Genomic DNA, 25112 nt, shown 5'->3' with positions numbered 1-25112 from the left:
TATAATGTGTGTTTCGCTAGGTGAAGGTGATTATCCTTCTATATGACAAAACTAGAATTATTTCGTCAAAATTAGTGGTTATTAAGACGAGTGATTGAACATACCCATTGTCCGTTTGAACAAATGCCACCACGACGCTTCTTTCACATTTCCTTGTGACACAAGCGGAGATTGACTGACAACTTGCCCTTTTTTCTTAATAATCAGCATTCCGACTTCTTCGCCCTTTTGAAGAGGCGCTTTCAGGTCCTGATTCATTTTCACTTCTGTTGTCACGTCTTTTGTCGACGCACCTTTTTTCGTTAAAATCGAAATGGGCTCTGATGTCACCACATTTACTTTCTTTTGATCGCCTTTGCTTACGCTTGCTTTTACAATCAGTGCATTGCGCTTATAAAGAGGCGTTGTTTGATATTGATTGAACGCGTAATCCAACATTTGAGTAACTTGAGTATTGCGCTCTTTCGGCGTTTCTGCTCCAAACACAACCGCAATGACACGCATGTTTCCTTTTTTTGCTGTGGCTGTTAAGCAGTACTTGGCTTCACCCGTGAAGCCTGTTTTCACCCCGTCAACACCTTGATAAAACTTCACTAATCGGTTCGTATTCACAAGCCAGAATTTTTTATCGGTATTTTGACGAAGATAATCTTCGTATTTCCCTGTGTAGTTGGTGATTTTATCGTATTTCAAAAGCTCTTTTGCCATCATTGCCATGTCATAAGCCGTGCTGTAATGATCTTTTACAGGTAAGCCTGTTGGATTGGCAAAATGCGTGTTCTTTAATCCTAATTGTTTTGCTTTTTTGTTCATCATTGTAACGAACGCTTTTTCAGATCCAGCGAGATGCTCAGCCATCGCAACAGATGCGTCATTGCCAGAACCGATCGCAATTCCTTTTAGCATATCGTTAACGGTCATTTCTTCTCCAGGCTCTAAAAAGATTTGTGAACCTCCCATAGAAGCTGCATATTCGCTTGCACGTACTTTTTCATTCAACGTAATCTTTCCTTTATCAAGCGCGTCCATAATTAAGATCATCGTCATAATTTTGGTCATGCTTGCAGGCGGTAACGGCTGTTGGCTATTTTTCTCGAATAAAACTGCTCCCGTATCTCGTTCAATTAAAACTGCTGATCGTGCTTTTGTAGCTAACTCTGCAGATTGACCTTCCGCTGCCGAAACAGGGTGTGAAAAGGTCGGAAACAAAAGGGCAGCTACAATTACAAATGGTAAAAATCGCTTCATTCCCACAAACCTCCATTCTTTATACACCCTATTTTTCCCATCCATCTTCTCTTTATACTTAACTGGAAATATTTCCTTCATTATAAATAGGTCGGAGATTCGCGTATAACGTCCCTTGTGAATCCATCTCAGCATACAGCACCTTCCCTATTTCAACACGATACTGCCTCTCAATAGACATCATAAGGTCTTCCTTTGACTGATGAAGCGCGCGCAGTGCTTCTTCGATGATGACTCCATCTACTACAACCGCATAGCTCAGTTCCTGCTGATCGGGATTCAACTTCAGATCTTCAGGGGTAACCGGTCTTGCAGCTTCTTTTGAAAGTACAGATAAGTCCCCTCCAAGCTCTAATATAGCGTATTCCACATCAGCAATTCGAAAAAAACCCTGCGAGCGTAGCATGGATAAAAGTGCATAGATACTCATGCGATTCCGCTTCAGTTCCTTCATATTAATTTGCCCTTTATTAATTACAATGCTCGGTGTAGCATTTAGGCGATAAAATGGCTTCTTTGTAGACAAGTAGCTTAATAACACGATACTAACACCAAGTAGCACCATACTAAACGCGGTTTTAAACGAATCCATTGATACTAACGGCTGTGCCGCTACATTTGAAACGATAAACAAAATGGCAACTTCATAAGGCGTAAGCTGGGCCACTGATTTTTTCCCAATAAAGCTTGTTACAAGCCATGTACCAATGACAACGATGACAGCTCGTACAATAAAAATACCAATATCAATAAACATAGTTGACTCCTTTTCCGTTCGAATCGTTTTAGGTGAATGGTTTCCTAGAAGCGTGGGATGAGTGACAGTGTATTCCGGAACAGAAGCAGTGACTCCTCTCCCTCACGCTTTACGCCCAATTCGTCATGTTTTGACACCGAGGATTTGAGCTTGCGCAGCGAGATGGTTAATAGACTATGATTCATCGAAGCAGTTTTAATAGATACGGCAATCTTCCCGCGATCCCACTGTTTCTCTACCTTTTCCATCTGCTCCCCTGCTTTTTGCCACTCGTGTCGCTCAGCTTTTTTCATTACCTGCTGTACATTTTCTTCAAACGATGGCGTTTCTTTAAAAAACACGACGTACTGCCATGCCCAAATGCCAAGGTAGATTAGTAATAGGAGCCCTAAAAGTGATAGATTAATTTGTTTTTGTGACAAACTGGTATCTCTCCTCGATGTTCTTGTTCGTATCAGTATAATCGCTTTTAAAACTTGACATACATCTCGCCACCTATTTACAGAAAAAAGAAGTTGTTATAGTATGTTCTTTAGTTGTTGTTCGACTTTGTTGTGCAATACGTGACAAAAATCAACAATTGTTGGGGGTTAATGAAGTGCTTTTCAATTCATTTGAATTTATTTTCGTGTTTTTACCAGTGGTCTTTTTACTTTTTTTCTTATTTAACAAATTTAAGTTGCACCTTGCGACAAAAATTTGGTTGTTTATTACCTCCTTGTTTTTTTACGGTTTCTGGAATCCAAGCTACTTGCCGATTATTCTGTTTTCCATTCTTTTTAACAGATTTATAAGCATTATCATTGTAAAGGCTTCCACACCTAAAAAATCAAAGGCTTACTTAACGTTCGGGGTCGTATGTAACGTTCTTCTTCTCGGCTACTACAAATACTATGATTTCTTTGTAACGAACATTAATACGGTGTTCAAAACGGATTACACCCTTTTGCACCTTCTCTTACCACTTGGAATAAGCTTTTTCACGTTTCAGCAGATTGGTTATTTAGTAGATACATATCGCGGTGAGACAAAGCAATATTCGTTCCTCGATTATGCGCTATTCGTAACGTTTTTCCCGCAGCTAATCGCAGGACCGATTGTTCATCATCAGGAACTTATGCCGCAGTTCCATTCGTTAAAAAAGCGTTTTTTCAATTTTCATAATATCGCGCTCGGCTTTTTTATTTTTTCGGTTGGATTATTTAAAAAAGTAATGATTGCGGATAGCCTAGCAAAATGGGCCAATAAGGGTTTTCTAAACTTTGATTCGCTCACAACAATTGATTCTTGGATCACATCGCTAAGCTACACGTTTCAACTCTATTTTGATTTTAGCGGCTATTCTGACATGGCGATTGGGATTGCCTTACTCTTTAATATCGTGCTACCAATCAACTTTAATTCGCCATACAAGGCTCGAAATATTCAAGATTTCTGGCGCAGATGGCATATTACCTTGAGCCGATTTTTAACTCAGTACATTTATATTCCGCTCGGTGGAAGCCGAAAAGGGAATGCACGTACATACGTGAACATCATGATTATTTTCTTAGTTAGTGGTTTTTGGCACGGAGCAGGGTGGACCTTTATTATATGGGGCGCTTTACACGGCATCGCCTCTGTTATTTGCCGTTTTTGGGGCAAGCTTCCTGTTACGCTACCGAAGCTTTTATCATGGTTCATTACGTTTCAGTTTATTAATGCAACATGGGTATTCTTCCGAGCACCTGACGTTGCAACGGCCATGTCGATTTTAAAAACGATGTTTAATATTCCGGCTTGGTTTCATCAGCCTGTTCAAGCTTTCAAAGAAAAGATGGTCCTATTCGGGAATATCGACGTTGCGTGGGATACGATCTGGCTTGTTATTGGCTGCTTCTTATTAGTCGTCGTGACGAAAAATTCACATCAGCTCAAGGATAAGTTCAAGCCGCACTTTTTAACGGTGCTATTCGTCTGTGCCCTACTGCTCTATTCACTTGTGAACATTACAAACATCAGTGAATTTTTATACTTTAACTTTTGAGGTGACAAGCATATGAGTTATAAAAAGTGGACATTGAGCGTCATTGGAATTACCGCTCTCTTCTTGTCCCTTTTAATTGGTTTTAATTTCGTCATGGACCCGATGTGGACGTTCAATCATCGGACACATTATCAAAATGCGCAGATGGCCATTGATGAACGACAGCAAAAAACAAACTGGTTAACGTTTCGACCGTTTCACTACGATACGCTTCTTCTCGGAAGCAGTCGTTCTACTTACATCGACCAGCACAAATTTAAAGGATTTCACACGTTTAACTTTGCGGTAAGTAACATGTCCGTTCGCGAATACGATAGTTTTGTGCGCTACGCAAAACAGCAAGATCAAGCAAAGCTACAGCGTGTTGTCATTGGTCTTGATTTTTTCAAATCAAGCGTGAATGAAAGCACCGCACCTCTTAGCTTAGATGGAAACGTTGTGCGCGCAAACGCACCGTTTTATCGCTATAAGACGCTACTATCTCTTGATACATTTGAATACGCACGTAAAAACTTTAAAGCGGCGTTAAAAGATAAGCCCATTTTTGAACGTAGCTACGATAACTATAACGTCGCATCAGCCGTTTCATATTCAGACAAAGTTAAACAGGTACGAACGAAAGATAAAATTAAAAAATTCCGCGAAGTCTTTTATGGCCCAACGTATCAATATAATGACAAGTACAAGGCGATTATTGAGCGCGTAAAGGTTAATAACCCTGATTTGGAGTTTATTCCGTTCACGACGCCAATTTCAACGGAATTAATGCAGGCATTAGTAGAAGAAGGACGATTTGATGATTATGAACGCTGGCTTCGTGATGTCATCTCGGTATACGGTGGCGTGTATAACTTCATGTATCCAAACACCGTTACGAATAATTACAAAAACTATTTTGATGGTCATCATTTCTATCCACAAGTTGGCGACTATATTGCTGAACGAATCACAGATCCAACGAACAAAGAGCTTCCAAAGGATTTTGGTGAATACGTAACGGCGGATACCATTGATGAACATCTTAAGCATGTGAAAGAACTGTTAAACAAACAAAAATAAGTCCCCGAGCTGGGGACTTATTTTTGTTTGCTCATTTACTTAATTACGTTATGAATAAGCGGACGCTCTTCAGGCTTGCTGTTTGAAATTTCGTACGCCTCTTGTACTTTTTTGATTGAATCCGTTGGATTTTCATCATCTGTATGAAGCACAACGATCGCTTCACCAGCTTTGACTTCATCTCCCACTTTTTTCTTCAGCGTAATGCCGACTGCATGGTTAATTTGATCGTCTTTTGTTGCACGACCAGCTCCTAAATACATAGCTGCAATCCCGATTGATTCTGCCTCAATTGCAGACACATAGCCATCTTTTTCAGCTTTTACTTCCACTTGGTATTTCGCTTGAGGAAGCTTGCTCAAATCATCGATCATGTCGATGTTTCCACCTTGAGCTTGAACGAACGAACGGAACACTTCGAACGCCTTCCCGTTATCAAGGTTTTTCTCTAATTCTTTGTATGCTTCTTCATACGTGTCAAAGATTTCAGCGATGACTGCCATATGTGAAGACAATTCTAATGATAAACGACGAAGATCGTCTACTTTTTTCCCTTGAAGTACTTCGACCGCTTCACGTACTTCGTTTGCATTTCCAACCTCAAAACCAAGTGGTTGATTCATATCACTAATAACTGCCACCGTGTGACGACCTAAGTTATTTCCGATGTTAACCATTTCTTTTGCAAGAGCTTCAGAATCTTCTAGTGTTTTCATGAATGCCCCAGACCCCGTTTTTACGTCTAGTACAATACCATCAGCACCTGAAGCAAGCTTTTTACTCATAATCGATCCAGCGATTAACGGAATGGAGTCTACCGTTGCCGTCACGTCACGAAGCGCATATAATTTTTTATCCGCTGGCGCCAAGTTTCCTGTTTGACCTGCCACCGCTAATTTATGCGTGTTTACATTGTTAATAAATTCTTCTTTTGTCATTTCGATATGGAAGCCTTCAATTGCTTCTAACTTATCAAGCGTTCCGCCCGTATGTCCCAGGCCGCGCCCAGACATTTTAGCAACCGGCACACCTACAGATGCTACTAATGGTCCTACAATAAACGTTGTTTTGTCTCCTACCCCACCTGTTGAATGCTTATCAACTTTGTGACCTTCGATTGCTGATAAATCAATCGTTTCACCAGAGTTCACCATCGCTTGTGTTAACGTAGCAATTTCGTTCGATTTCATTCCTTGGAAGTAGACAGCCATCATAAGTGCAGACACTTGATAGTCTGGAATATCTCCCTTTGTATACCCCTCTACAAAGAAATTAATTTCTTCTGTTGTTAGTTCTTTTCCGTTACGTTTCTTTTGAATAATATCAACCATTCTCATTTGTAAGCACCTTCTCCGTTATGTGTATAGATGTGATTAAATTTCTTTAATAATTGCTTTTACAAGTGATAAAAATTGCGTCTTAACTTTTTCCGTCGTCTCCATTACTTCTTCATGGTTTAACGGCTGATCTAAAATCCCTGCTGCCATGTTAGAAATACAAGAAATTCCAAGTACGTTCATTGAACTGTGACGCGCAACGATGACTTCAGGAACAGTAGACATTCCAACCGCATCTGCTCCAACAGCGCGAAGGAAGCGAATTTCAGCTGGTGTTTCATAACATGGACCAGAGTTTGCGACATATACGCCTTCTTGAACGGCGATCTCTAATTTCGCTGCTGTTTTCTTCGCAAGCTCACGAAGGTTTTTGCTGTAAGCTTCAGACATATCAGGGAATCGCACGCCAAGCTCGCCATCGTTTTTCCCGATAAGCGGATTGTCTCCAAGATTATTGATATGATCGCTAATAATCATTAAGTCACCTGGATTGAACGATTCGTTTACGCCACCTGCTGCATTCGTTACGATTACTGTTTCAACACCCAGCGCCTTCATTACACGCACAGGGAACGTCACTTTTTCAAGGCTGTATCCTTCGTAATAGTGAAAACGACCTTGCATCGCAACAACGGTCACACCGTTAATCGTTCCTAATACAAGCTGTCCTGCATGCCCTTCAACCGTTGAAACAGGAAATTCCGGAATCTCTTCGTACGGAATTTGCACGGCTTCTTTAATTTCATCTGCTAAAACTCCTAGACCTGAACCTAAGATCAGTCCTACAGTCGGTGTTTTTGAGAATTTCTCTTTAATATAATCCGCTGACTTTTGGATTAACGCACTGTTCATATTTCTACCTCCACCTGTCGTCATTTTATCTATTATTTTAATTCATTTAAAAACGATGTTCCGTGCTCAGGTAATTTCACATTGAAGTTTTCAGCAACCGTTGCCCCAATATCCGCAAACGTTTGACGAAGTGGAATTTCTCTACCTTCTGTGAATTTTTTGCTATAAACCACTAAAGGTACGTATTCACGCGTATGATCTGTTCCGTGATGAACAGGGTCGTTACCATGATCTGCTGTGATGATTAGTAAGTCATCTTCTGTTAATTTTTCAAACACTTCTGGTAGACGTGCATCAAACTCTTCAAGCGCATCTCCATATCCTTGTGGATCACGGCGATGGCCGAATAACGCATCGAAGTCCACTAGGTTTAAGAAGCTAAGCCCCGTAAAGTCCATTGAAAGTGTATCAACCAATTTATCCATACCGTCCATGTTTGACTTTGTACGAAGTGATTGTGTCACTCCCTCACCATCGTAGATATCGGAAATTTTACCAATGGCAATCACATCATACTTTTCATCTTTTAATTCATTCATCACGGTACGACCAAATGGTTTTAGCGCATAATCATGTCGATTAGACGTACGTGTGAATTTCCCAGGTTCTCCAAGGAACGGACGAGCAATAACGCGTCCTACCATGTACTTTTCATCTAATGTAAGTTCACGAGCGATTTTACAGATTTTATACAGCTCATCAATTGGTACGATTTCTTCATGAGCCGCAATTTGAAGCACAGAATCTGCTGATGTGTAGACAATTAATGCGCCTGTTTCCATATGCTCTTTTCCAAGCTCATCTAAAATTTCTGTTCCTGAAGCTGGTTTGTTTCCGATAATTTTACGTCCTGTTTTTTCCTCAAGCTCTTGAAGAAGCTCATCTGGGAAGCCGTCTGGAAATACACGGAACGGTTTATCAATATGAAGGCCCATGATTTCCCAATGACCTGTCATCGTATCTTTTCCTGTTGATGCTTCCTGCATCTTTGTATAAAAAGCAAGGGGCTTGTCTGCTTTCTCAATCCCTTTAATTTCACGAATGTTACTAAGACCTAACTTCGCCATATTAGGCATCTTTAGGCCGCCGCGATGCTCAGCAATATGACCAAGCGTATCTGACCCTTTGTCATCATATTGTGCCGCATCGGGTGCTTCACCGATCCCTACTGAATCCATTACCACTAAAAATACGCGTTTGTATGTATTGGAAGACATAGCAAAATACCTCCATAGATAGAATTTATTTGTAAGTTTCCCCATTTCCCTTTGTTTAACTCCTACAAGGGAAAGGCAAACGTTGTTCACAACTCATCAGAAGTCTGACAACACAAGTATAGTCGTTTTGTCCTGAGTTGTACACTAAAAAATAAAGCGATTACAAAAAGTTCACAAAAAAAGGTGGAGCGCTTCTAAACGCTCTACCTTTTCTCTCCTCTTTACGCGACTATGCTCGAGGATGAAATTGATTATATACATCTTTTAATCTAGTTTTTGTAACGTGCGTGTAGATTTGCGTAGTCGAAATGTCGGCATGTCCTAACATTTCTTGTACGGCTCTCAAATCGGCCCCGTTTTCCAATAAATGCGTTGCAAATGAGTGTCTGAGCGTATGCGGGGTCAGTTCCTTTTCAATTCTTGCTTCTCTTGCTAGCTTTTTAAGAATTTTCCAGAATCCTTGTCTCGTTAACCGATTTCCATGATGATTTAAAAATAATGCCGTTTCACTGCTTTGCTTTTTCAGGAGCTGTCCTCGTGCTCGTTCAATGTATGTTTGAATCGCTTCCGATGCCATTCGCCCCATTGGAACAATTCGTTCCTTGCTCCCCTTCCCAAAGCAACGAAGAAATCCCATCGTAACGTGAACATCTTCAATGTTTAAGTTGACGAGCTCTGATACCCGAATGCCAGTTGCGTACAGCAACTCTAGCATGGCTTTGTCTCGAATGCCAAGAGGTGTCGACGTATCCGCGCCCATTAAAAGCGCCTCTACCTCATCGGCATTTAGCACTTTTGGCAGCTTTCGTTCGGTTTGAGGTATTTCAACGTGAACAGAAGGATCTTGATCCGCAATCTTTTCACGCAACAAAAACTGATGAAACGAACGAATGGATGCCACATGTCTTGCAATCGTCTTGGATGATTTTTGCTGTTCATGTAAATACCGAAGAAACGAGACGATATGAACTCGTGATACGTCATTATAGGATGTGATTTGCTCGACGTTCTTTAAAAATTGTTCATACTTTTTTAAATCGCGCTGATACGACTCAATGGTATTCTCCGCAAGACCTCGCTCGACAATCAAATAATGCATAAAATCCTGAATATGAAATTCCAACGGTCATTACTCCCCATTCTGATAAAACAATAATAGTCGATCGATCCATGACGTTGTTTTTTCTTCATGCCCCATGTTGGCTACCTTTACCGCAGACCCCTGTGGTTCATCATATTTATGATAGTCTTGGTATTCTTGATGAACCCAAACAATTCCATAGTAAAAGAGAAACGTAAATCCCATGAAAAAAAGAAATACTTTACCCGTATTATAAACGGTTTCTGCCCACGATTTCATCTTCTAATCCTCCAATAAAAAGCGTTATTAGAAGATATGCCAGAAATGGTAGGTTTTATACGTCATTTCCCGTCTTTTCTTATTTCTATGTAACTTCTTTATATAACAAAAACCTTCTCCTCTAAACGGAAAAGGCTATTTCATTAGTTATCTTCATTGTCTTCTTTATCTTGACATCTGTGGCAAATGCCATGAAACGTTAAACGGTGATCTTTAATTTTAAACTTCCAATCTCTCTCTACTATTTCTTCTACGTCTTCTAGCAGATCGTCTTGGATTTCATCTACCGCTCCGCACTCAATACATACGAGATGATGGTGAAAATGCGCTGCTCCTTCTTTGCGAAGATCATAGCGTGAAACGCCATCACCAAAGTTGATTTTGTCGACTACTTTTAATTCCGTTAATAATTCTAACGTACGGTATACAGTTGCTAAGCCAATTTCTGGAGATTTTTCCTTGACGAGGAGATATACATCTTCAGCACTCAAATGGTCCTCTTCATGTTCAAGGAGTACTCTAACAGTCGCTTCCCTTTGAGGAGTAAGCTTATAGCTTGCTGAGTGCAACTGCTGCTTTATTCTATCAATTCGACTTTCCATCTCTATTCCCTCCCTCGCCATTCATTCATTTATTATATCAAATGTAGAGAAAGTGTCAAAATAAAATCATTATAATTAACAAATAAGAATGGTTATTATGTAATAACCATTCTTATTTGTTAATAAAGGACATAACCGATTTCATAAGCGGTGGAGAAGCGTACGCCTCAAAACTAGAAGCGAGCGTAATAAAAAGTAGAATGCCAATGATTGAAAAGCTGTAGCGTAAAAAGGACGCTGAAATAGATTCTTTGCTACGTTTTAGAAATTGCTGCTTCACTAACTTTAATGAAAAGGCAATTGATAACGTTGATAAGATAATGAAGGCTGGAATTAAGAACAAATTTTGCGGAAGTACCGACACGGAAGATAGTAAAAAGCCGTTTAATCCCATTTGGTTGACGAGAAACCCCACCGTAAAACCAACGACCATTCCTTTTAAAAATAAAAGGATAAGGACGAGCGGTAAACCAATAATGGAGATTCCAAGAATCCAAATCAGCCCCAAGTATTTGACATTGTGCAAAAAGCTTTGCTGAAACATTTCATGGTGATTGGAGAACTGTCCTTGAGATACTTGTCCGAAAAACCGATTTAAATAAAAGTATAACCCTTGCTTTTGCTCTACGTTTAAGCTATTTACTACAATAGCGCCAAATATCACGCCCATTAAAAACAGAACCGTCGTAAATAAATAAATGGAACTATGCTCACGAACGTGCTGAACGTACCTAGAATTCATCATCTTTCGTCTCATCATATGCCTCCTACTCCTACGAGTCGATTGATAGATTATATGATAGATTCCAGACAACTATTCCATTCATCGAAAAAGGTTACAAAATCTTTCCATACACGCCTCCGCCTCCGGTTTGAATCGCTAGTATTCCGTTTCTTGCCTTCAAAATCAGCTCGACAATCGACGCTTTTGCAGCCTCAGCCAGCTCGGATTCCGTTGCCTCATGCAAGATATACATTTCTGTACCAACTTTCTCAATAAGCTTTTGAAGCGTTTTAGGTCCGATCCCTGGCAAAAACTGAAGAGGGACCTGGTGAATGTAAGGGGGACGCGTCGCTTCTTCATCCGTATTTTTCAGTTCCATTAGTCGGTTGTAAACGCCTTTGATGAACTTCGTTGATCCGCAGTTTTGACAGACCTTTTCATTCCCTTGTACGGGAGTTGCGCACCGCTCACAAGCCGTTCGGTGATATTTTCCTAACAACGGATTTAAACCGTAGTTCGCTACAATTCGGCGCCCGTCTTCCCCTTTTAATACCTTCTTCAATTCTAGAAATGACGGCCTTTTCATTTCCATTACTTGATATTCTCTTGCTAGCTTCGGTGTTGAATGAGCATCGGAATTAGATAGAAAAGAATAGTGATGAAGCTCCGCTATTTGATCTGCCATCTTCGTATCTGCGCTCAAGCCAAGCTCCACCGCGTCAATTAATGACGGATCAAACACTTCCGTTAAAGAACGCGTTACACCACGTCCGTACAAACTTTTAAACGGTGTGAAGATATGAGCCGGTATAAACAGACCACCTAGAGATTTGACCTTCTCTTGCAGGAAGGTTGCTTTTTCGTAAATTCGCTGCGAGCTAAGCGTAATATTTTTAACCCGTTTCGCAAACCAAAGGGAAAAATTCTTCATTGCTTCTATCGTAGGAAGATAGCACAGCACATGAATAGGTCCTTTACAATGCTCATCATAGAGTTCAATTTCAGATCCTAAAATAAGCGCTACGTCTTCATCTTTATAACGTAAGCCGCCTTCTTCTAGCTTATCTAATCGACCATGCTCAAGCATTTCTTCTAATTCCGCAATGACTTCGGGTACGTGGCAGTCAATAACACCGATGAGATTTAATCCTTTGCGTTCAGTTGCCTCTTTTAAAATTGACGCCAGCGTTAACGTGCGTGCAGCGGTAATTTTTACTGGGCGCTCTGAACGTGTTCGACCGATATGAACGTGTAGGTCAACGTAGTATCGTTGCATCTTATTCTCCTAGTGCGCTCCGCAATTGTAGATATTGAACGGCATACGCGGTTTTTGCGTCATAAATTTCCTTTGTGCGAATAAGCTCTAGTGCCTCATCAATGGTAAGCTCCATCACTTCGACAAATTCATCTTCATCAAGCTCTGCTTTTGTTTCCATCACCTTTAAATCCGTGGCTAAGTATACATGAACAAGTTCATCGGCAAATCCTGGGGATGTATAAAAAGAAATAATGTGCTGGAGCTGATCCGTCGTATAGCCTGTTTCTTCCTCTAATTCACGCTTTGCCGTTTCGATTGGCTCCTCGCCTTTTTCAAGCTTGCCAGCTGGTATTTCCACAAGTAAACGCTCCATCGCCTTGCGATATTGCTTTACCATGACCATTTTATGATCTTCTGTTAACGCAATAATCGCCACTGCTCCTGGATGCTTAATGATTTCTCTTGTACTTGTTTTACCGTTCGGTAGCTCTACTTTTTCATGATATAAATCAATTACGCGCCCGTTAAAAATTTTTTCGGATTCAATTGTTTTTTCGACTAAATGTTTCACATCGTCACCTCATGATTTCATTTATTTTATGTAGGAACTAATCTTTCACTAAGTGTAACACAACTCATCTCTTTCATACCCTTTGAAGAATGGAGACCTCTTAGTTGAGTTCCCACATGTATTAAAGCTACAATACAAAAAAGAGCGTTAGGAGGAAAGAAAATGAAAAAGAGACAACTTGGCTCATCTGATTTAATGGTTAGTGAACTAGGTCTAGGATGTATGTCGCTTGGCACGGATTATGCACAGGCAAAAAACGTGATTGATCAAGCGCTAGATTTAGGCGTGAATTATTTAGATACAGCTGATCTTTACGATTTTGGCACGAACGAAGAAATTATCGGGAAAGCCATTCGTGAAAAGAGACAAGAAATTATTATCGCAACAAAAGTCGGAAACCGTTGGGAAGAAGGAAAAGAAGGCTGGCATTGGGATGCATCGAAAAGCTACATAAAAGAAGAAGTAAAAGAAAGTCTGCGCCGCCTTGGAACAAATTATATCGATCTTTATCAGCTCCACGGCGGTACAATGGAAGATCGCATTGATGAAACGATTGAAGCGTTTGAAGACCTTAAACAAGAAGGAGTCATTCGTTATTACGGCATTTCATCTATTCGTCCAAATGTGATCCGCGAATATGTGAAAAAATCCTCTATTGTTAGCGTCATGATGCAATACAGCATGTTTGACCGTCGCCCTGAAGAAGCGGTCTTGCCACTTTTAAGCAAACATAACATTAGCGTCGTCGCACGAGGCCCTGTCGCAAAAGGACTATTAAGTGAAAATGGCACGCAAAAACTAGAGAGCAAATTTAATGGCAAGGGATACCTTGACTATTCTTACGAGGAGCTAACGTCTCTATTACCTGATTTGAAGCAAGTTCGACCAGACCATTCGTTAACAGAATCTGCTCTTCAATACTGCCTTCATTCACCGGTGGTCGCATCTGTGATTGCTGGTGCTAGTACGATTAAGCAAATTAAAGACAATGCCAAAGCCGTCAGTGGTACGCCGCTGACAGCAGCAGAGTACGAACAGTATCAGGCGCTCACGAAGTCATCCGTGTACGAAGCTCATCGCTAACAGCCGTAAAAAAACCACCTCTTCCTATCAAGAGGTGGTTTTTTACTCATTTATATTCTTTCCAGTTCATTGAACTTTCGCTTAGGAGTTCTTCAAAGGATTTATTTTTCTCACGCTGCTTGCGCTCTTCTCGTTGCTTGCGAAGCTGTTCTTCCTTTTGCTTCGTTTCTTCTGCTTCAAGAGATTGCTTCTTTTCTTTTAGCTTCGCCCAAACGCCTTCATTTAACTGATCTTGCAATGTTAACGAATCATTTTCTTTCTTTTTAGACGGAGCGTTGTTTCGTTTTTTAGCCATGGATAGTCCCCCCTACATTACTCGTAAGCAAGATTATACCATATGAACAGACGAATGCGTATGGATGTGATTAATAGGTACCGAGCTTTACGTTCTCATCGACAATCAGAGGTGGTTCTGTTGAAGTTTTAATATCTTCAACAGTAAATCCTTGCGCAACTTCAATTAGTTTTAAACCATCTTCTGTTACGTCAATAACAGCGCGATCCGTCACAATACGATTCACCACACCTTTTCCTGTTAATGGAAGCGTGCATTCTTTTAGAATCTTCGGCTCGCCTTTTTTCGTGACGTGCTCCATAATGACGATAATACGTCTGGCACCGTGCACTAAATCCATTGCACCGCCCATCCCCTTAATCATTTTCCCAGGAATCATCCAGTTAGCAAGATCACCGCTTTCCGACACTTCCATGCCACCTAAAATGGCAATGTCAATATGACCGCCGCGAATCATCGCAAACGACTCGGCGCTATCAAAGTAGGAAGCGCCTGGGATCGCCGTGACCGTTTCTTTCCCTGCATTAATAAGGTCCGGATCGACGGCATCTTTATCAGGATATGGTCCGATTCCTAGCAGGCCGTTTTCGGATTGAAGCACAACCTGCTTATTATCAGAGATGTAATTGGCTACAAGCGTTGGAATACCAATACCGAGATTGACATAGTACCCATCTTGAATTTCCTTTTCTGCTCTTCTTGCGATACGCTCTCTTACTTTTACACCATCTTGAATCATTTACATACGCCCCCTTTAGTTTGATACGGTTAATCGTTCGATACGTTTTTGCTGTTCTCCGACGATCAAAGCCTGAACATAGACACTTGGCGTGTGAATCATATTTGGATCTAATTCGCCAATATCATATAATTCTTCTACCTCAGCAATCGTTACTTTCCCTGCTGCAGCAATCATTGGACTAAAGTTACGCGCTGTTTTGTTGTAAATTAAGTTCCCCATTCGGTCCGCTTTGTGCGCACGTACTAAGCTGTAATCTGCTACAAGCGCTTCTTCTAACACATATTCTTTACCATTGAAGTGACGAGTTTCTTTTCCAAGTGCAATCGGCGTTCCTACTCCTGCTGGGGTATAAAAAGCAGGAATTCCTGCTCCACCAGCACGAATTTTCTCAGCAAGCGTTCCTTGAGGCAACAGTTCAACTTCAATTTCTCCTGATAATACTTGGCGCTCAAATTCCTTGTTTTCACCTACGTAAGAGCCCACCATTTTTTTGATTTGTTTATTTTTCAATAATAAGCCAAGTCCCCAATCATCTACCCCACAGTTATTGGAGATGACCGTTAAGTCCTTCACTCCGGTTTCCACAAGAGCTAAAATCAAGTTCTCTGGGATTCCGCAAAGACCAAATCCTCCTACCATAATTGTTGAGCCATCTTCAATCTTTTCGACCGCTTGCGCGAATGACGAATATACATTCTTCATTTGTAAACCCCCTTGTTTTAGAAAACGCTTACTATTATTTATTTTGAAAAGGCAGTGAAGCAATTCTTCACTACCTTTTACAATCATGGACGTTCGATAATTGTGGCAACCCCTTGACCGCCACCAATGCAAAGCGTTGCAAGCCCTCGTTTGACATCACGCTTTTGCATTTCGTGAATAAGCGTCACAAGCACACGAGTCCCACTTGCACCAATTGGATGTCCTAATGCGATGGCACCACCATTTACATTTAATGCTTCCTTGTTGAAATGAAGCTCGCGATCAACGGCTAATGATTGAGCTGCAAACGCCTCGTTCGCTTCCACTAAATCAATATCTTCTAAGCTAACCGTTGCTTTTTCTAATGCTTTTTTTACTGCAGCTACAGGTCCGATGCCCATAATGCTTGGGTCAACGCCTGCGCTTGCGTTTGCTTTTATATGTACGAGTGGTTTGATTCCAAGCTCATTTGCTTTGGCGAGACTCATCACGACCACTGCTGCCGCTCCGTCATTAATCCCTGATGCATTCCCTGCCGTTACGCTTCCGTCTTTCTTGAACGCCGGACGAAGTTTTGCGAGCTTATCAGCTGTTGTACCTGCACGTGGAAATTCGTCTTGCTCAAATACCGTAACTTGCCCTTTTTTACCCGGAACTTCTACTGGGACAATTTCGTCTTTGAAGCGACCTGCTTCAATAGCTGCAACGGCCTTTTGCTGACTCGCTGCTGAAAATTCATCTTGCTCTTCTCTTTTAATGTCGTACTTTTCACATAAATTTTCCGCCGTTACGCCCATGTGATAGTCGTTAAACGCACACCATAAACCGTCTTTAATCATACTATCTACTACTTTTTGATCGCCCATCTTAAAACCATTTCGTGCTCCGTTTAACAAGTAAGGGGCCTGACTCATATTTTCCATTCCACCCGCAACAACAATCTCCGCGTCCCCAGCTAAAATTGCCTGTGTCGCTAAATGTACGGCCTTTAATCCTGAACCGCAAACTTTATTAATTGTCATAGCCGGAACGGTCTCAGGTAGTCCAGCTTCTAATGCTGCTTGTCGTGCCGGATTTTGCCCTAAACCAGCTTGAAGGACGTTCCCCATGATGACTTCATCCACATCATGTGACTGAACGCTCGCTCTGTCTAACGCCGCTTTGATAACAGTACTTCCTAACGTTGTCGCTGAAACATTTTGCAAACTACCACCAAAGTTTCCGATCGCCGTTCTTACAGCGCTTACAATTACTACTTCTGTTTGACTCATGTCGCCACATCTCCCCGTTACTTAGATTACTTGTTTCTCAGTCTATTACATTCTCGTTTTATAGCTAAAATCCTCTTAATTTGTCAAAATTTATTATTTATATTGAATTTTTCGACACCTTTTCGTAAGATAGTCTTGATGAATACGCTTACAAAGAGAGGTTAAAATCATGCTTAATGCCCAGCCTGTAACATTAATCGAAGTTGGTCCTCGCGATGGTTTGCAAAATGAGAGCCAATTTGTCCCGACCGACGTTAAAATTCAATTCATTCACAAGCTCAAGCAAGCAGGATTTAAGGAAATGGAGATTACTTCGCTCGTGTCCCCTAAATGGGTGCCACAAATGAAAGATGCACGAGATGTGATCAATGCGATTCAGGATGATACTCGAAACATCGTTTTAGTTCCAAACAAAAAAGGCATTGAGCTAGCAGAAGAGCTTTCCTGTTCTTCCTTAGCTGTGTTTGTCGGTGTTAGCAATACGTTTAATCAAAAGAACATTAATAAAACCACCCAAGAAAGTCTTCAAGAATTAGTTCCTCTTATTGAACAATTAAAGCAACAAAACAAGTTTATACGTGCGTGTATCTCAACATCCTTCTACTGTCCATATGAAGGAAAAATAGCAGAAAAAGAGGTTTTGGCGTTAGGTGAAGCCTTCGCAAAAGCTGGTGTTGATGAACTAAGCATTGCCGACACGATCGGAATGGCGAATCCAAAAGAGGTGTACAGCCTTTTTTCTTCGTTCGTTAAAGCCGATCTGCCGCTTCTACTGACCGCACATTTTCACGATACGAGAGGAATGGCCATTGCCAATATATATGCGGCTCTTCAAGCTGGCATTACCCGATTTGATACGTCTGCCGGTGGGTTAGGCGGCTGTCCATTTGCCAAAGGGGCTACAGGAAACGTTGCGACAGAAGATGTTGTATTTATGCTTGAACAAATGGGATTACAAACAGGAATCGATCTTAATGCACTTTTAGATGCCGTCGCCTTCCTTTCACCATATGTGTCCCGTAAAATCGACAGCAAACACTTTGCCCTACAGCACAACTTGGGTCATCTGTAAAAAACATGCTAAAATAACAACAAACACTAAACAAAGGAGCATGTTTACTTATGAAGAAATGGGTTGTAGCGCTAGGAGCCGTTGCTGGAGTAGCGGCGGGGGCAGGAGTCTTTTTCACGAATCAAATTATGTACATTAAGAAAAAGCAGGATGAGGAGATTATCACGCGTGAAACAAGCGAAGGTTTATTTGATATGGATGCTTACGAGCAGCTAGAAAAGCAAACGTTTACAGTACCTTCTCCTTTTGGTTATAAGCTGAACGGAACGCTTATTGCACCTTACGAGCATAAAAATTATATTATTTTTTGCCATGGTGTTACGGTTAACTCGTATAACTCCATTAAGTACATGAACCTTTTTATAGAGCGTGGTTGGAACGTTATTTTATATGATCATCGTCGACACGGCTTGTCCGAAGGAAAAACAACAAGCTATGGTCACTATGAAAAATTCGATCTTCAAGCAATCGTTCACTGGGCGAAGTTGACGCTAGGAACAGATATTACCCTTGGTATCCACGGTGAATCAATGGGAGCCGTCACAACGCTACTCTATGCTGGTATGGTAGAAGACGGTGCGTCATTTTACATTTTAGATTGTCCGTTTTCAAGCTTTGAGGAGCAGCTTACCTACCGCTTAAAAGAAGAATTCCGCTTACCGAGCAAATACATTCTTCCCTTGGCCAACGTGTTTTTAAAAGTACGAGACGGCTATTCGCTGAAAGACGTGTCACCGATCAACGCCGTTCAGAACATTCAAAAGCCCGCTTTATTTATTCACAGTGAAGAAGATGACTACATCTTACCTTATATGACAAAGGCACTTTATGCCAAAAAACAGGGCCCGAAAAAACTATACATGGCGCCAAAAGGAACCCATGCTCGTTCTTATGCAGACAATGGCAACCACTACAAGAAAATTATTGATGAATTTTTAGCTGAATATGAATTGGCTCCCCAAGTATAAACCAAAAGAAGATGCTCAATTGAGCACCTTCTTTTTTTATGCACCGTATTTTTACGATGATACCGCAAGCTGATTAAGTAGTGACATGCGCGGATTTAAAATTTGATTCGGGCTTTTCAACATGTACGTGTTGGCTGATGTTGAAAAGTCGACCGTTACGTTTTCATCAAAGAAGACAAGCGTTGTTTTTTCTACGTAAACCGGAACAAAGTTTGTTTGTAGTGCCGTATCTCCTTCTTCTGCTTCAGGAATTACCCATAGAGCTGAAACGCCGCTCACAACGCAGCCACACCCATCTGTATCATATTTTAATTTTAAAACGCCTTTGTCTTGGTCAGGCCATGTTTTTTTAATACGTTCGATCGCTGTATCAGTAAATGTAATATTCATTTTTAAAACCTCACTTTGTGAAATAAAAAATTCTTCTTACCTATAGTATACTCTTTCCCGTTTTTGGGGCAAGAAAACTGCCGAGCTCCTCTTGCAAACTAGTTCATTTATCAGTACGATGGAAAAAGAAGTAATGAAAGGGGCATACATATGTCAAAAGTGCAAATTAAAGTGAATAATAATGGTTCATTCCGCGTCACAGGTGATGTTGAGCTTGTAGATGCAGAAGGCAACAAGTTTGAAACAAAAGAAACGTTTTCTCTTTGCCGCTGCGGCTTATCACAGAAAATGCCATTTTGCGATGGGGCTCATAAAGGACAATTTTCTTCTGTCGTTAGCGCCGTAAAAGACGAAGAATAAACAAAAACTCTCATTTCAGCTTCTGAATGAGAGTTTTTTACAACCTATTTTCTATTTAGTATATTCCCTGTCAGTTTATCCGCTACGCGAGGGAACAGATTATATAAGACGCTCCCCATATTCATCCACTTGGGCAAATTCAATTCACGTTTTGGTTTTTGCATAAGTCCGATGATTCGATCAGCCACGTAATCTGACTTCAGCATAAACTGCTGTACGTTCTTTACGTACGTTCCCGACTTATCGGCAATATTAAAGAAGTTCGTCTCGATCGGTCCTGGATTCACGGCTGATACGGCGATATTGGTTTTTCCTAGCTCTAGTCTCAAGCTGTTGGTAAATCCAAGAACAGCATGTTTAGATGCCGAATATCCGCTTGATTTGGGAGTCGCAAGTTTTCCTGCCTGTGATGCAATGTTAATGATATGGCCGCTGTTGTGATCCATCATTAATGGCAACACTGCTTTTGTACACGCCATTAATCCTAACACGTTTACCTCAAACATTTTTTCAATATCGCTAAAATTCGCCTCGTAGAACGTATCAAATACGCCAAATCCAGCGTTATTGATGAGAATATCAATCGTTTTTTCTTCCTGAATGATTCGTTGAAACGTTTCCGTCACCTTTACAAAATCCCCCACATCGAGCTGATAATATGTACACGTTGTACCAAATTTCTCTTTGATTTGATCTGACAAAGCAACTAGCTTATCAACCGATCTCGCAATTAACACAGGCTTTGCTCCAAGTTGAGCAGCTTTTAACGCTACTTTTTCACCGATTCCACTTGATGCTCCCGTAATGACAACGACTTTATTTTTTAACTCTCTCATTTTCCACCTCTGCTTATGTATTACTTAGCATAATATACCCAATAACCGTTGCTCAAATCAACCGTCACCGCATCAACAGACTCCAAATAATCGAGTTGTCCTAACGTTTCTGACATCGTGAGAGAAAGCTGCTTTTTATAAATCTCAGGGAACAGCTGCTGACAAATCATAAATACGGTACTTGGCTTTTCACGAAGCATGAGAAGAACCTTCGCCGCACGATCACGTTGCTTTTTCAAGCGCTCATCTACAAGCTCGTTCACATTATGTATCTCGTTTCCATGACCTGTATAAAGAATATCAATATCAAACTGACGCAATCGCTCGAGCGAATGGTTGTAGTGAAGAAGTGATTTCTCCCTCTCTCCTCCTACTGTCTGTGGGGGCTCTAATACTGGATTAGAAGATACTTTTTCAAGCAATAAATCCCCTCCAATCATCACCTTCTCTTGCGGGTGATAGAGCGCAATGTGATCAAGTGCGTGACCAGGCGTTTCAATGACCTCCCAGCCGCTTAATCCCGGAATTGAATCTCCCTCTTTCACTGCGTGCGTTAATGATCGCTCACACGAGTAGCGCAACATTGATTTTAACCCTGCGAGAGCGCCCAGGTATTTTTCATCAATTCCCGCTTTTGGAAACAACTCAGCAAAAAAGGCGTCGTGATGGCGAATAAACGCTTCGTCTCGACTGATCCAGACGTCATTTCGGTGATGGCCAATCACGGGAATATCATTCTCAAAGTAGTCTAGTAGACCAACATGATCGGGGTGATGGTGAGTAAGCACAATTTGTTCAATATCAGAGACCGTAAATCCAATCTCATTGATCTGCTGTTGAAATGCTTGCCACGCTTCCTCCGTTTTAACGCCTGCATCTACTAATGTGAGACGCTCACCTTGGATTAAAAATACGTTCACGTTTCCTACCGCAAAAGGTGTGGGTAGAATTATCTTATGTATGTTCATTCATCTCTAACTCCTTTTTCCGTCTCTCTTATGTCCATTTTACTCCTTTTCACATAGTATGTCTGTATATTCTAAATTTTTCACACGATATTTGTCTTCCACATGTTGACATTTGTGTTTTTTCATTGCATAATAGCAAAAATGAATATGAAGTTTCGATTGAGAATAGTAAATAATAAACGATGTTAGAGAGTGAAGTCCATCGGCTGCAAGGCTTCATCATCCTCTTAATTATTGAACCTACCTCATGAACTGTTAGGCAAACCTAACCGTTCCCCACGTTACGGGTTTGAGATAAGCGTGATCCTTAAATGGCTTCATGCTTAAATAAGGTGGTACCGCGGAGTAAAAAGCTTTCCGTCCTTTGTGACAGAAAGCTTTTTTTGTTTTTTCTAAAAGGAGGCGTAGAAAATGACAAAAAAAGTAGCGTTTATTGGTGCAGGATCAATGGCCGAAGCAATGATGGCAGGTTTTTTTCATAGCCAAATGATTGAACCACGCCATGCAATTATCTCAAATCGCTCGAGCGACGAGCGACTAACGTTTTTACAGGATAAATACGGTGTAAGAACGACTCGATATCCCCAAGCGCTCTTAGCAGACGCTGATTTTGTTGTTTTAACCATGAAGCCAAAGGATGCTGTCAGTGGGCTTGCCCCTCTTATCCCCTATCTGCATGAACACCACATACTCGTATCCGTTATGGCGGGCGTATCAACAGCAAGCATCGTAGACGTAATCGGAAAGAAAATCCCTGTTATTCGCGTCATGCCCAATACATCAGCGGCCGTCGGAAAGTCTGCTACCGGTATGGCAAAAGGCGCGTATGCTACACCACAGCACTTAGAAGCCGTAAAAGAGCTGTTTCAAACGATTGGAACGGTAGCTGTTGTAGACGACGAAGAACAGCTTCATGCGGTCACAGGCCTTGCCGGTAGCGGTCCTGCATATATTTATTATTTAGTTGAAGCCATGGAAAAAGCAGCGTCAGAAATCGGCCTTAACCGCGAAGATGCGAAGGAATTAATATTACAAACGCTGATTGGCTCTGCACAAATGCTTAAAAACTCGCCAAAAGCGCCAGAAACGCTTCGGAAAGAAGTGACGAGTCCAGGGGGAACAACAGAAGCTGGATTAAAGGAACTCCAAAAACATCAGTGTCAAGAAGCCTTTATACAATGCATCAAAGTCGCAACAAATCGGTCAAAAGAGTTAGGCGAAGCGTTACGAAATCAAATGTTAAATCAAACGTAATTCTTATATTCAGAGGCATAAAACCTTTTACGTGAAAAATGATAATGGTGAGTGCTATAATTACTCCTGATTTAAATTCCGAAATGAAATGAGGTCACGTTAATGGATAGCTTATTATTCTCACCTTATCAAATAAAAAACGTAACGCTTAAAAATCGTATTGTTATGGCACCAATGTGCATGTACTCTGCTCATAACCAAGATGGCTTTATTGAAAACTGGCACCGTACACACTATACAACTCGTGCAGTCGGCCAAGTAGGTCTTATTATGGTAGAAGCAACAGCCGTCCAACCAGAAGGCCGTATCTCTGCAGAGGATTTAGGCATTTGGAAAGATGAGCACATCGAGGGCCTAAGTGAACTTGTATCACTTATGAAAGAAAACGGTGCTGCAACAGCTATTCAGCTTGCTCATGCTGGTCGTAAAGCAACGGTGGAAGGTGAAATTCATGCGCCGTCTGCTATTCCTTTTGATGAAAAAAGCAAAACGCCAAAGGAAATGACGCTAGAAGATATTCAAGCAACGGTGGAAAGCTTCAAGCAAGGTGCTCGTCGCGCAAAAGAAGCTGGCTTTGATATTATTGAAATTCACGGCGCTCACGGTTATTTAATCAATGAATTTTTATCGCCATTAAGTAATCACCGCACGGATGAATACGGTGGTAGTGCTGAAAATCGCTATCGTTTGTTAAAAGAAGTGATTAAAGCGGTACAAACGGAATGGGATGGCCCGTTATTTGTACGCGTATCTGCAAACGATTATCATCCAGAAGGTTTAAACGTAGAAGATTACGTTCAATTCTCTAAGTGGATGAAAGAAGACGGCATTGACCTTGTCGATGTGAGCTCTGGTGCGGTTGTACCTGCTAAAATTCCTGTATATCCAGGATACCAAGTACCACTTGCTGAAAAAATTAAAGCAGGTGCTAACATTGAAACAGGTGCAGTTGGACTAATTACCACAGGACGTCAAGCCGAAGAAATTCTGCAAAACAAACGTGCTGACCTCATCTTTATTGCACGTGAACTCCTTCGTGATCCATACTTCCCGCGCACTGCTGCAAAAGAGCTGCGTGTGGAACTCGATGCTCCTGTTCAATATGATCGCGGTTGGTAACGCATAATTTACGATACAAAAAATCCGAGTAAGGGCTGATTCATCTACCCCTCTCGGATTTTTTTATATTCAGAAACAACTTGAATTATCGGTCAACGAAAAATTGCTTAAAATCATCCGCAAGCTCAGTACAAGGAAAAATGCTTCTTGCCTGCTCTGCTAATAGATCTGCTTCATTTTTTTGATAGCGTGAACTAATGTGCGTTAAAATAAGCTTTTTCGCCCCTGCGTCCTTTGCGATACGAGCTGCCTGAGTGGCAGTCGAATGAAAATAGCTATAGGCCATTTCTTCTTCTTCTCCAGAAAAGGTCGATTCGTGAACGAAAACATCGGCATCCTTCGCAAGTGTCAAACTGTTCACACACACTCTCGTATCTCCTAAAATCGCAACGATTTTCCCCTTTTTCGGCTCCCCTACATAATCGTTTCCGTTTACCACTCGTCCGTCAGGTAATGTGACCGCCTCCCCGTTTTTTAAACGTTGATAAAGAGGCCCTGGCGGAATCTGATCATTTTTCAGCTTTTCTACTAATAGTTCGCCTGGCAAATCACGCTCGACGATTCGAAATCCGTATGAAGGAATGCCGTGTTCCAAACGGAGGCACTCTACCTGAAATTGATGATCAGAAAAAATCACGCCCTCCTCGATTTCTACGATATCAAGGCGATATTGCAAGTGCGTTTGGCTAACCGATAGCGTCACTTCAATGAATTCCTTCAATCCCTTCGGTCCGTAGACCGTAAGTGGTGTTTCTCCGCCTTGGAATGAACGACTTCCTAACAGCCCTGGCAATCCGTAAATATGATCGCCGTGAAGGTGGGTAATAAAAATTTTTTCAATTCGTCTCGGTCGAATCGATGTATGTAAAATTTGATGTTGAGTTGCTTCCCCACAGTCAAATAACCAAGTAGCTCCTCTTTCCTGCAACATCTGTAGAGCTACTGCCGTTACGTTTCGATGCTTGGCAGGAACACCCGCTCCGGTTCCTAAAAATAATAAATCCATCTTTTCACTTCCTTATAAAAACAGCATAAGCCTGT

28 protein-coding genes and 1 other annotated feature are annotated in these 25112 nt (G+C 41.2%); of the genes, 8 read left to right on the top strand and 20 right to left on the bottom strand.

Annotated features, from left to right (window positions below; all coding sequences use genetic code 11):
• Positions 1 to 81: 81 nt before the first annotated feature.
• Genes AMD01_RS15010 through AMD01_RS15000 form a run of 3 tightly spaced genes read right to left on the bottom strand, consistent with a single transcriptional unit; the run spans position 82 to position 2427 of the window.
• Positions 82 to 1248, bottom strand: coding sequence for a D-alanyl-D-alanine carboxypeptidase family protein (locus AMD01_RS15010; protein ID WP_053402242.1), 1167 nt, complete (start codon positions 1246 to 1248; stop codon positions 82 to 84).
• Positions 1249 to 1306: 58 nt separating this feature from the next.
• Entirely contained in the window at positions 1307 to 2005 is a 699-nt protein-coding gene (locus AMD01_RS15005) for a DUF421 domain-containing protein (RefSeq protein ID WP_053402241.1), read from the bottom strand.
• Between the two features lie 44 nt (positions 2006 to 2049).
• Positions 2050 to 2427, bottom strand: a complete 378-nt coding sequence (locus AMD01_RS15000) for a DUF4363 family protein (protein WP_053402240.1) — start codon at positions 2425 to 2427, stop codon at positions 2050 to 2052.
• A gap of 176 nt (positions 2428 to 2603) precedes the next feature.
• On the opposite strand from AMD01_RS15000, the gene AMD01_RS14995 reads away from it, so the two are divergent.
• The gene (locus tag AMD01_RS14995; protein ID WP_053402239.1) at positions 2604 to 4031 is read left to right on the top strand and encodes an MBOAT family O-acyltransferase; all 1428 of its coding nucleotides are present in this window, start codon (positions 2604 to 2606) and stop codon (positions 4029 to 4031) included.
• 12 nt (positions 4032 to 4043) lie between these two features.
• Positions 4044 to 5090 carry a hypothetical protein gene (locus AMD01_RS14990; protein WP_053402238.1) on the top strand — a complete coding sequence of 349 codons (1047 nt, stop codon included), beginning with the start codon at positions 4044 to 4046 and terminating at the stop codon, positions 5088 to 5090.
• A 35-nt stretch (positions 5091 to 5125) separates the two neighbouring features.
• Here the strand turns inward: AMD01_RS14990 and AMD01_RS14985 are convergent, their stop codons facing one another.
• The 9 genes from AMD01_RS14985 to AMD01_RS14945 form a co-directional block, all read right to left on the bottom strand.
• Positions 5126 to 6427, bottom strand: coding sequence for a pyrimidine-nucleoside phosphorylase (locus AMD01_RS14985; protein WP_053402237.1), 1302 nt, complete (start codon positions 6425 to 6427; stop codon positions 5126 to 5128).
• 36 nt (positions 6428 to 6463) lie between these two features.
• Positions 6464 to 7279 (bottom strand): purine-nucleoside phosphorylase, encoded by an 816-nt coding sequence (locus AMD01_RS14980; RefSeq protein ID WP_053402236.1) that lies wholly within the window; start codon positions 7277 to 7279, stop codon positions 6464 to 6466.
• 32 nt (positions 7280 to 7311) lie between these two features.
• Positions 7312 to 8496: a phosphopentomutase gene (gene deoB, locus AMD01_RS14975; RefSeq protein WP_053402235.1), complete on the bottom strand. Its 1185-nt coding sequence runs from the start codon at positions 8494 to 8496 to the stop codon at positions 7312 to 7314.
• Between the two features lie 229 nt (positions 8497 to 8725).
• Positions 8726 to 9619: a site-specific tyrosine recombinase XerD gene (xerD, locus tag AMD01_RS14970; protein ID WP_053402234.1), complete on the bottom strand. Its 894-nt coding sequence runs from the start codon at positions 9617 to 9619 to the stop codon at positions 8726 to 8728.
• 6 nt (positions 9620 to 9625) lie between these two features.
• Entirely contained in the window at positions 9626 to 9856 is a 231-nt protein-coding gene (locus AMD01_RS14965; protein WP_053402233.1) for a YqzK family protein, read from the bottom strand.
• A gap of 143 nt (positions 9857 to 9999) precedes the next feature.
• Positions 10000 to 10458: a ferric iron uptake transcriptional regulator gene (gene fur, locus AMD01_RS14960; protein WP_053402232.1), complete on the bottom strand. Its 459-nt coding sequence runs from the start codon at positions 10456 to 10458 to the stop codon at positions 10000 to 10002.
• A gap of 112 nt (positions 10459 to 10570) precedes the next feature.
• Positions 10571 to 11215, bottom strand: a complete 645-nt coding sequence (spoIIM, locus tag AMD01_RS14955; RefSeq protein ID WP_053402231.1) for a stage II sporulation protein M — start codon at positions 11213 to 11215, stop codon at positions 10571 to 10573.
• 79 nt (positions 11216 to 11294) lie between these two features.
• The gene (locus AMD01_RS14950; RefSeq protein ID WP_053402230.1) at positions 11295 to 12458 is read right to left on the bottom strand and encodes an endonuclease Q family protein; all 1164 of its coding nucleotides are present in this window, start codon (positions 12456 to 12458) and stop codon (positions 11295 to 11297) included.
• A gap of 1 nt (position 12459) precedes the next feature.
• Positions 12460 to 13011 (bottom strand): NUDIX domain-containing protein, encoded by a 552-nt coding sequence (locus tag AMD01_RS14945; protein WP_053402229.1) that lies wholly within the window; start codon positions 13009 to 13011, stop codon positions 12460 to 12462.
• Between the two features lie 162 nt (positions 13012 to 13173).
• Between AMD01_RS14945 and AMD01_RS14940 the strand changes: the two genes are divergently transcribed.
• Positions 13174 to 14094, top strand: a complete 921-nt coding sequence (locus tag AMD01_RS14940; protein WP_053402228.1) for an aldo/keto reductase — start codon at positions 13174 to 13176, stop codon at positions 14092 to 14094.
• A gap of 46 nt (positions 14095 to 14140) precedes the next feature.
• Here the strand turns inward: AMD01_RS14940 and AMD01_RS14935 are convergent, their stop codons facing one another.
• The 4 genes from AMD01_RS14935 to AMD01_RS14920 form a co-directional block, all read right to left on the bottom strand.
• Positions 14141 to 14389: a YqkE family protein gene (locus tag AMD01_RS14935; protein WP_053402227.1), complete on the bottom strand. Its 249-nt coding sequence runs from the start codon at positions 14387 to 14389 to the stop codon at positions 14141 to 14143.
• A 70-nt stretch (positions 14390 to 14459) separates the two neighbouring features.
• Positions 14460 to 15128, bottom strand: coding sequence for a CoA transferase subunit B (locus tag AMD01_RS14930; RefSeq protein ID WP_053402226.1), 669 nt, complete (start codon positions 15126 to 15128; stop codon positions 14460 to 14462).
• Between the two features lie 15 nt (positions 15129 to 15143).
• Positions 15144 to 15833 (bottom strand): CoA transferase subunit A, encoded by a 690-nt coding sequence (locus AMD01_RS14925; RefSeq protein WP_053402225.1) that lies wholly within the window; start codon positions 15831 to 15833, stop codon positions 15144 to 15146.
• Between the two features lie 83 nt (positions 15834 to 15916).
• A complete protein-coding gene (locus tag AMD01_RS14920) occupies positions 15917 to 17104 on the bottom strand; it encodes an acetyl-CoA C-acetyltransferase (RefSeq protein WP_053402224.1) in 1188 nt (395 codons plus the stop codon).
• 169 nt (positions 17105 to 17273) lie between these two features.
• Here AMD01_RS14920 and AMD01_RS14915 point away from each other — a divergent pair, with 169 nt between their 5' ends.
• Positions 17274 to 18176, top strand: a complete 903-nt coding sequence (locus tag AMD01_RS14915) for a hydroxymethylglutaryl-CoA lyase (protein ID WP_053402223.1) — start codon at positions 17274 to 17276, stop codon at positions 18174 to 18176.
• A gap of 50 nt (positions 18177 to 18226) precedes the next feature.
• On the top strand, positions 18227 to 19144 hold the full coding sequence (locus tag AMD01_RS14910) for an alpha/beta hydrolase (RefSeq protein WP_053402222.1): 918 nt from the start codon (positions 18227 to 18229) through the stop codon (positions 19142 to 19144).
• Positions 19145 to 19195: 51 nt separating this feature from the next.
• Here AMD01_RS14910 and AMD01_RS14905 read toward each other — a convergent pair whose 3' ends face one another.
• Positions 19196 to 19534: an iron-sulfur cluster biosynthesis family protein gene (locus tag AMD01_RS14905; protein WP_053402221.1), complete on the bottom strand. Its 339-nt coding sequence runs from the start codon at positions 19532 to 19534 to the stop codon at positions 19196 to 19198.
• A gap of 150 nt (positions 19535 to 19684) precedes the next feature.
• Between AMD01_RS14905 and AMD01_RS14900 the strand changes: the two genes are divergently transcribed.
• The gene (locus tag AMD01_RS14900; RefSeq protein ID WP_053402220.1) at positions 19685 to 19894 is read left to right on the top strand and encodes a CDGSH iron-sulfur domain-containing protein; all 210 of its coding nucleotides are present in this window, start codon (positions 19685 to 19687) and stop codon (positions 19892 to 19894) included.
• Positions 19895 to 19938: 44 nt separating this feature from the next.
• Here the strand turns inward: AMD01_RS14900 and AMD01_RS14895 are convergent, their stop codons facing one another.
• Entirely contained in the window at positions 19939 to 20730 is a 792-nt protein-coding gene (locus AMD01_RS14895) for an SDR family NAD(P)-dependent oxidoreductase (RefSeq protein ID WP_053402219.1), read from the bottom strand.
• Positions 20731 to 20750: 20 nt separating this feature from the next.
• Positions 20751 to 21698, bottom strand: coding sequence for an MBL fold metallo-hydrolase (locus AMD01_RS14890; RefSeq protein WP_053402218.1), 948 nt, complete (start codon positions 21696 to 21698; stop codon positions 20751 to 20753).
• Positions 21699 to 21844: 146 nt separating this feature from the next.
• Positions 21845 to 22066 (top strand) — a binding site (T-box leader).
• 43 nt (positions 22067 to 22109) lie between these two features.
• Between AMD01_RS14890 and proC the strand changes: the two genes are divergently transcribed.
• Both proC and namA read left to right on the top strand, forming a co-directional pair.
• Complete coding sequence (gene proC / locus AMD01_RS14885; RefSeq protein WP_053402217.1) at positions 22110 to 22952, top strand: pyrroline-5-carboxylate reductase; 843 nt, start codon at positions 22110 to 22112, stop codon at positions 22950 to 22952.
• A gap of 102 nt (positions 22953 to 23054) precedes the next feature.
• Positions 23055 to 24071, top strand: coding sequence for an NADPH dehydrogenase NamA (gene namA, locus AMD01_RS14880; RefSeq protein WP_053402216.1), 1017 nt, complete (start codon positions 23055 to 23057; stop codon positions 24069 to 24071).
• 85 nt (positions 24072 to 24156) lie between these two features.
• Here the strand turns inward: namA and rnz are convergent, their stop codons facing one another.
• On the bottom strand, positions 24157 to 25077 hold the full coding sequence (gene rnz, locus AMD01_RS14875; RefSeq protein WP_053402215.1) for a ribonuclease Z: 921 nt from the start codon (positions 25075 to 25077) through the stop codon (positions 24157 to 24159).
• Positions 25078 to 25112 lie beyond the last annotated feature (35 nt).

Source organism: Priestia koreensis (assembly GCF_001274935.1).
Classification (GTDB): Bacteria; Bacillota; Bacilli; order Bacillales; family Bacillaceae_H; genus Bacillus_AG; species Bacillus_AG koreensis.
Note: the sequence above shows the minus strand (reverse complement) of the source record. Positions and strands in the feature narration are given on the sequence as shown.

What these genes read in the sequence shown, in the direction of transcription:
- AMD01_RS15010 (WP_053402242.1), bottom strand. Translation starts at nt 1,248, where the DNA reads ATGAAGCGATTTTTACCATTTGTAATTGTAGCTGCCCTTTTGTTTCCG.
- AMD01_RS15005 (WP_053402241.1), bottom strand. Translation starts at nt 2,005, where the DNA reads ATGTTTATTGATATTGGTATTTTTATTGTACGAGCTGTCATCGTTGTC.
- AMD01_RS14990 (WP_053402238.1), top strand. Translation starts at nt 4,044, where the DNA reads ATGAGTTATAAAAAGTGGACATTGAGCGTCATTGGAATTACCGCTCTC.
- AMD01_RS14985 (WP_053402237.1), bottom strand. Translation starts at nt 6,427, where the DNA reads ATGAGAATGGTTGATATTATTCAAAAGAAACGTAACGGAAAAGAACTA.
- AMD01_RS14980 (WP_053402236.1), bottom strand. Translation starts at nt 7,279, where the DNA reads ATGAACAGTGCGTTAATCCAAAAGTCAGCGGATTATATTAAAGAGAAA.
- deoB (WP_053402235.1), bottom strand. Translation starts at nt 8,496, where the DNA reads ATGTCTTCCAATACATACAAACGCGTATTTTTAGTGGTAATGGATTCA.
- AMD01_RS14965 (WP_053402233.1), bottom strand. Translation starts at nt 9,856, where the DNA reads ATGAAATCGTGGGCAGAAACCGTTTATAATACGGGTAAAGTATTTCTT.
- fur (WP_053402232.1), bottom strand. Translation starts at nt 10,458, where the DNA reads ATGGAAAGTCGAATTGATAGAATAAAGCAGCAGTTGCACTCAGCAAGC.
- spoIIM (WP_053402231.1), bottom strand. Translation starts at nt 11,215, where the DNA reads ATGAGACGAAAGATGATGAATTCTAGGTACGTTCAGCACGTTCGTGAG.
- AMD01_RS14950 (WP_053402230.1), bottom strand. Translation starts at nt 12,458, where the DNA reads ATGCAACGATACTACGTTGACCTACACGTTCATATCGGTCGAACACGT.
- AMD01_RS14940 (WP_053402228.1), top strand. Translation starts at nt 13,174, where the DNA reads ATGAAAAAGAGACAACTTGGCTCATCTGATTTAATGGTTAGTGAACTA.
- AMD01_RS14935 (WP_053402227.1), bottom strand. Translation starts at nt 14,389, where the DNA reads ATGGCTAAAAAACGAAACAACGCTCCGTCTAAAAAGAAAGAAAATGAT.
- AMD01_RS14930 (WP_053402226.1), bottom strand. Translation starts at nt 15,128, where the DNA reads ATGATTCAAGATGGTGTAAAAGTAAGAGAGCGTATCGCAAGAAGAGCA.
- AMD01_RS14925 (WP_053402225.1), bottom strand. Translation starts at nt 15,833, where the DNA reads ATGAAGAATGTATATTCGTCATTCGCGCAAGCGGTCGAAAAGATTGAA.
- AMD01_RS14920 (WP_053402224.1), bottom strand. Translation starts at nt 17,104, where the DNA reads ATGAGTCAAACAGAAGTAGTAATTGTAAGCGCTGTAAGAACGGCGATC.
- AMD01_RS14915 (WP_053402223.1), top strand. Translation starts at nt 17,274, where the DNA reads ATGCTTAATGCCCAGCCTGTAACATTAATCGAAGTTGGTCCTCGCGAT.
- AMD01_RS14910 (WP_053402222.1), top strand. Translation starts at nt 18,227, where the DNA reads ATGAAGAAATGGGTTGTAGCGCTAGGAGCCGTTGCTGGAGTAGCGGCG.
- AMD01_RS14905 (WP_053402221.1), bottom strand. Translation starts at nt 19,534, where the DNA reads ATGAATATTACATTTACTGATACAGCGATCGAACGTATTAAAAAAACA.
- AMD01_RS14900 (WP_053402220.1), top strand. Translation starts at nt 19,685, where the DNA reads ATGTCAAAAGTGCAAATTAAAGTGAATAATAATGGTTCATTCCGCGTC.
- AMD01_RS14895 (WP_053402219.1), bottom strand. Translation starts at nt 20,730, where the DNA reads ATGAGAGAGTTAAAAAATAAAGTCGTTGTCATTACGGGAGCATCAAGT.
- AMD01_RS14890 (WP_053402218.1), bottom strand. Translation starts at nt 21,698, where the DNA reads ATGAACATACATAAGATAATTCTACCCACACCTTTTGCGGTAGGAAAC.
- proC (WP_053402217.1), top strand. Translation starts at nt 22,110, where the DNA reads ATGACAAAAAAAGTAGCGTTTATTGGTGCAGGATCAATGGCCGAAGCA.
- namA (WP_053402216.1), top strand. Translation starts at nt 23,055, where the DNA reads ATGGATAGCTTATTATTCTCACCTTATCAAATAAAAAACGTAACGCTT.
- rnz (WP_053402215.1), bottom strand. Translation starts at nt 25,077, where the DNA reads ATGGATTTATTATTTTTAGGAACCGGAGCGGGTGTTCCTGCCAAGCAT.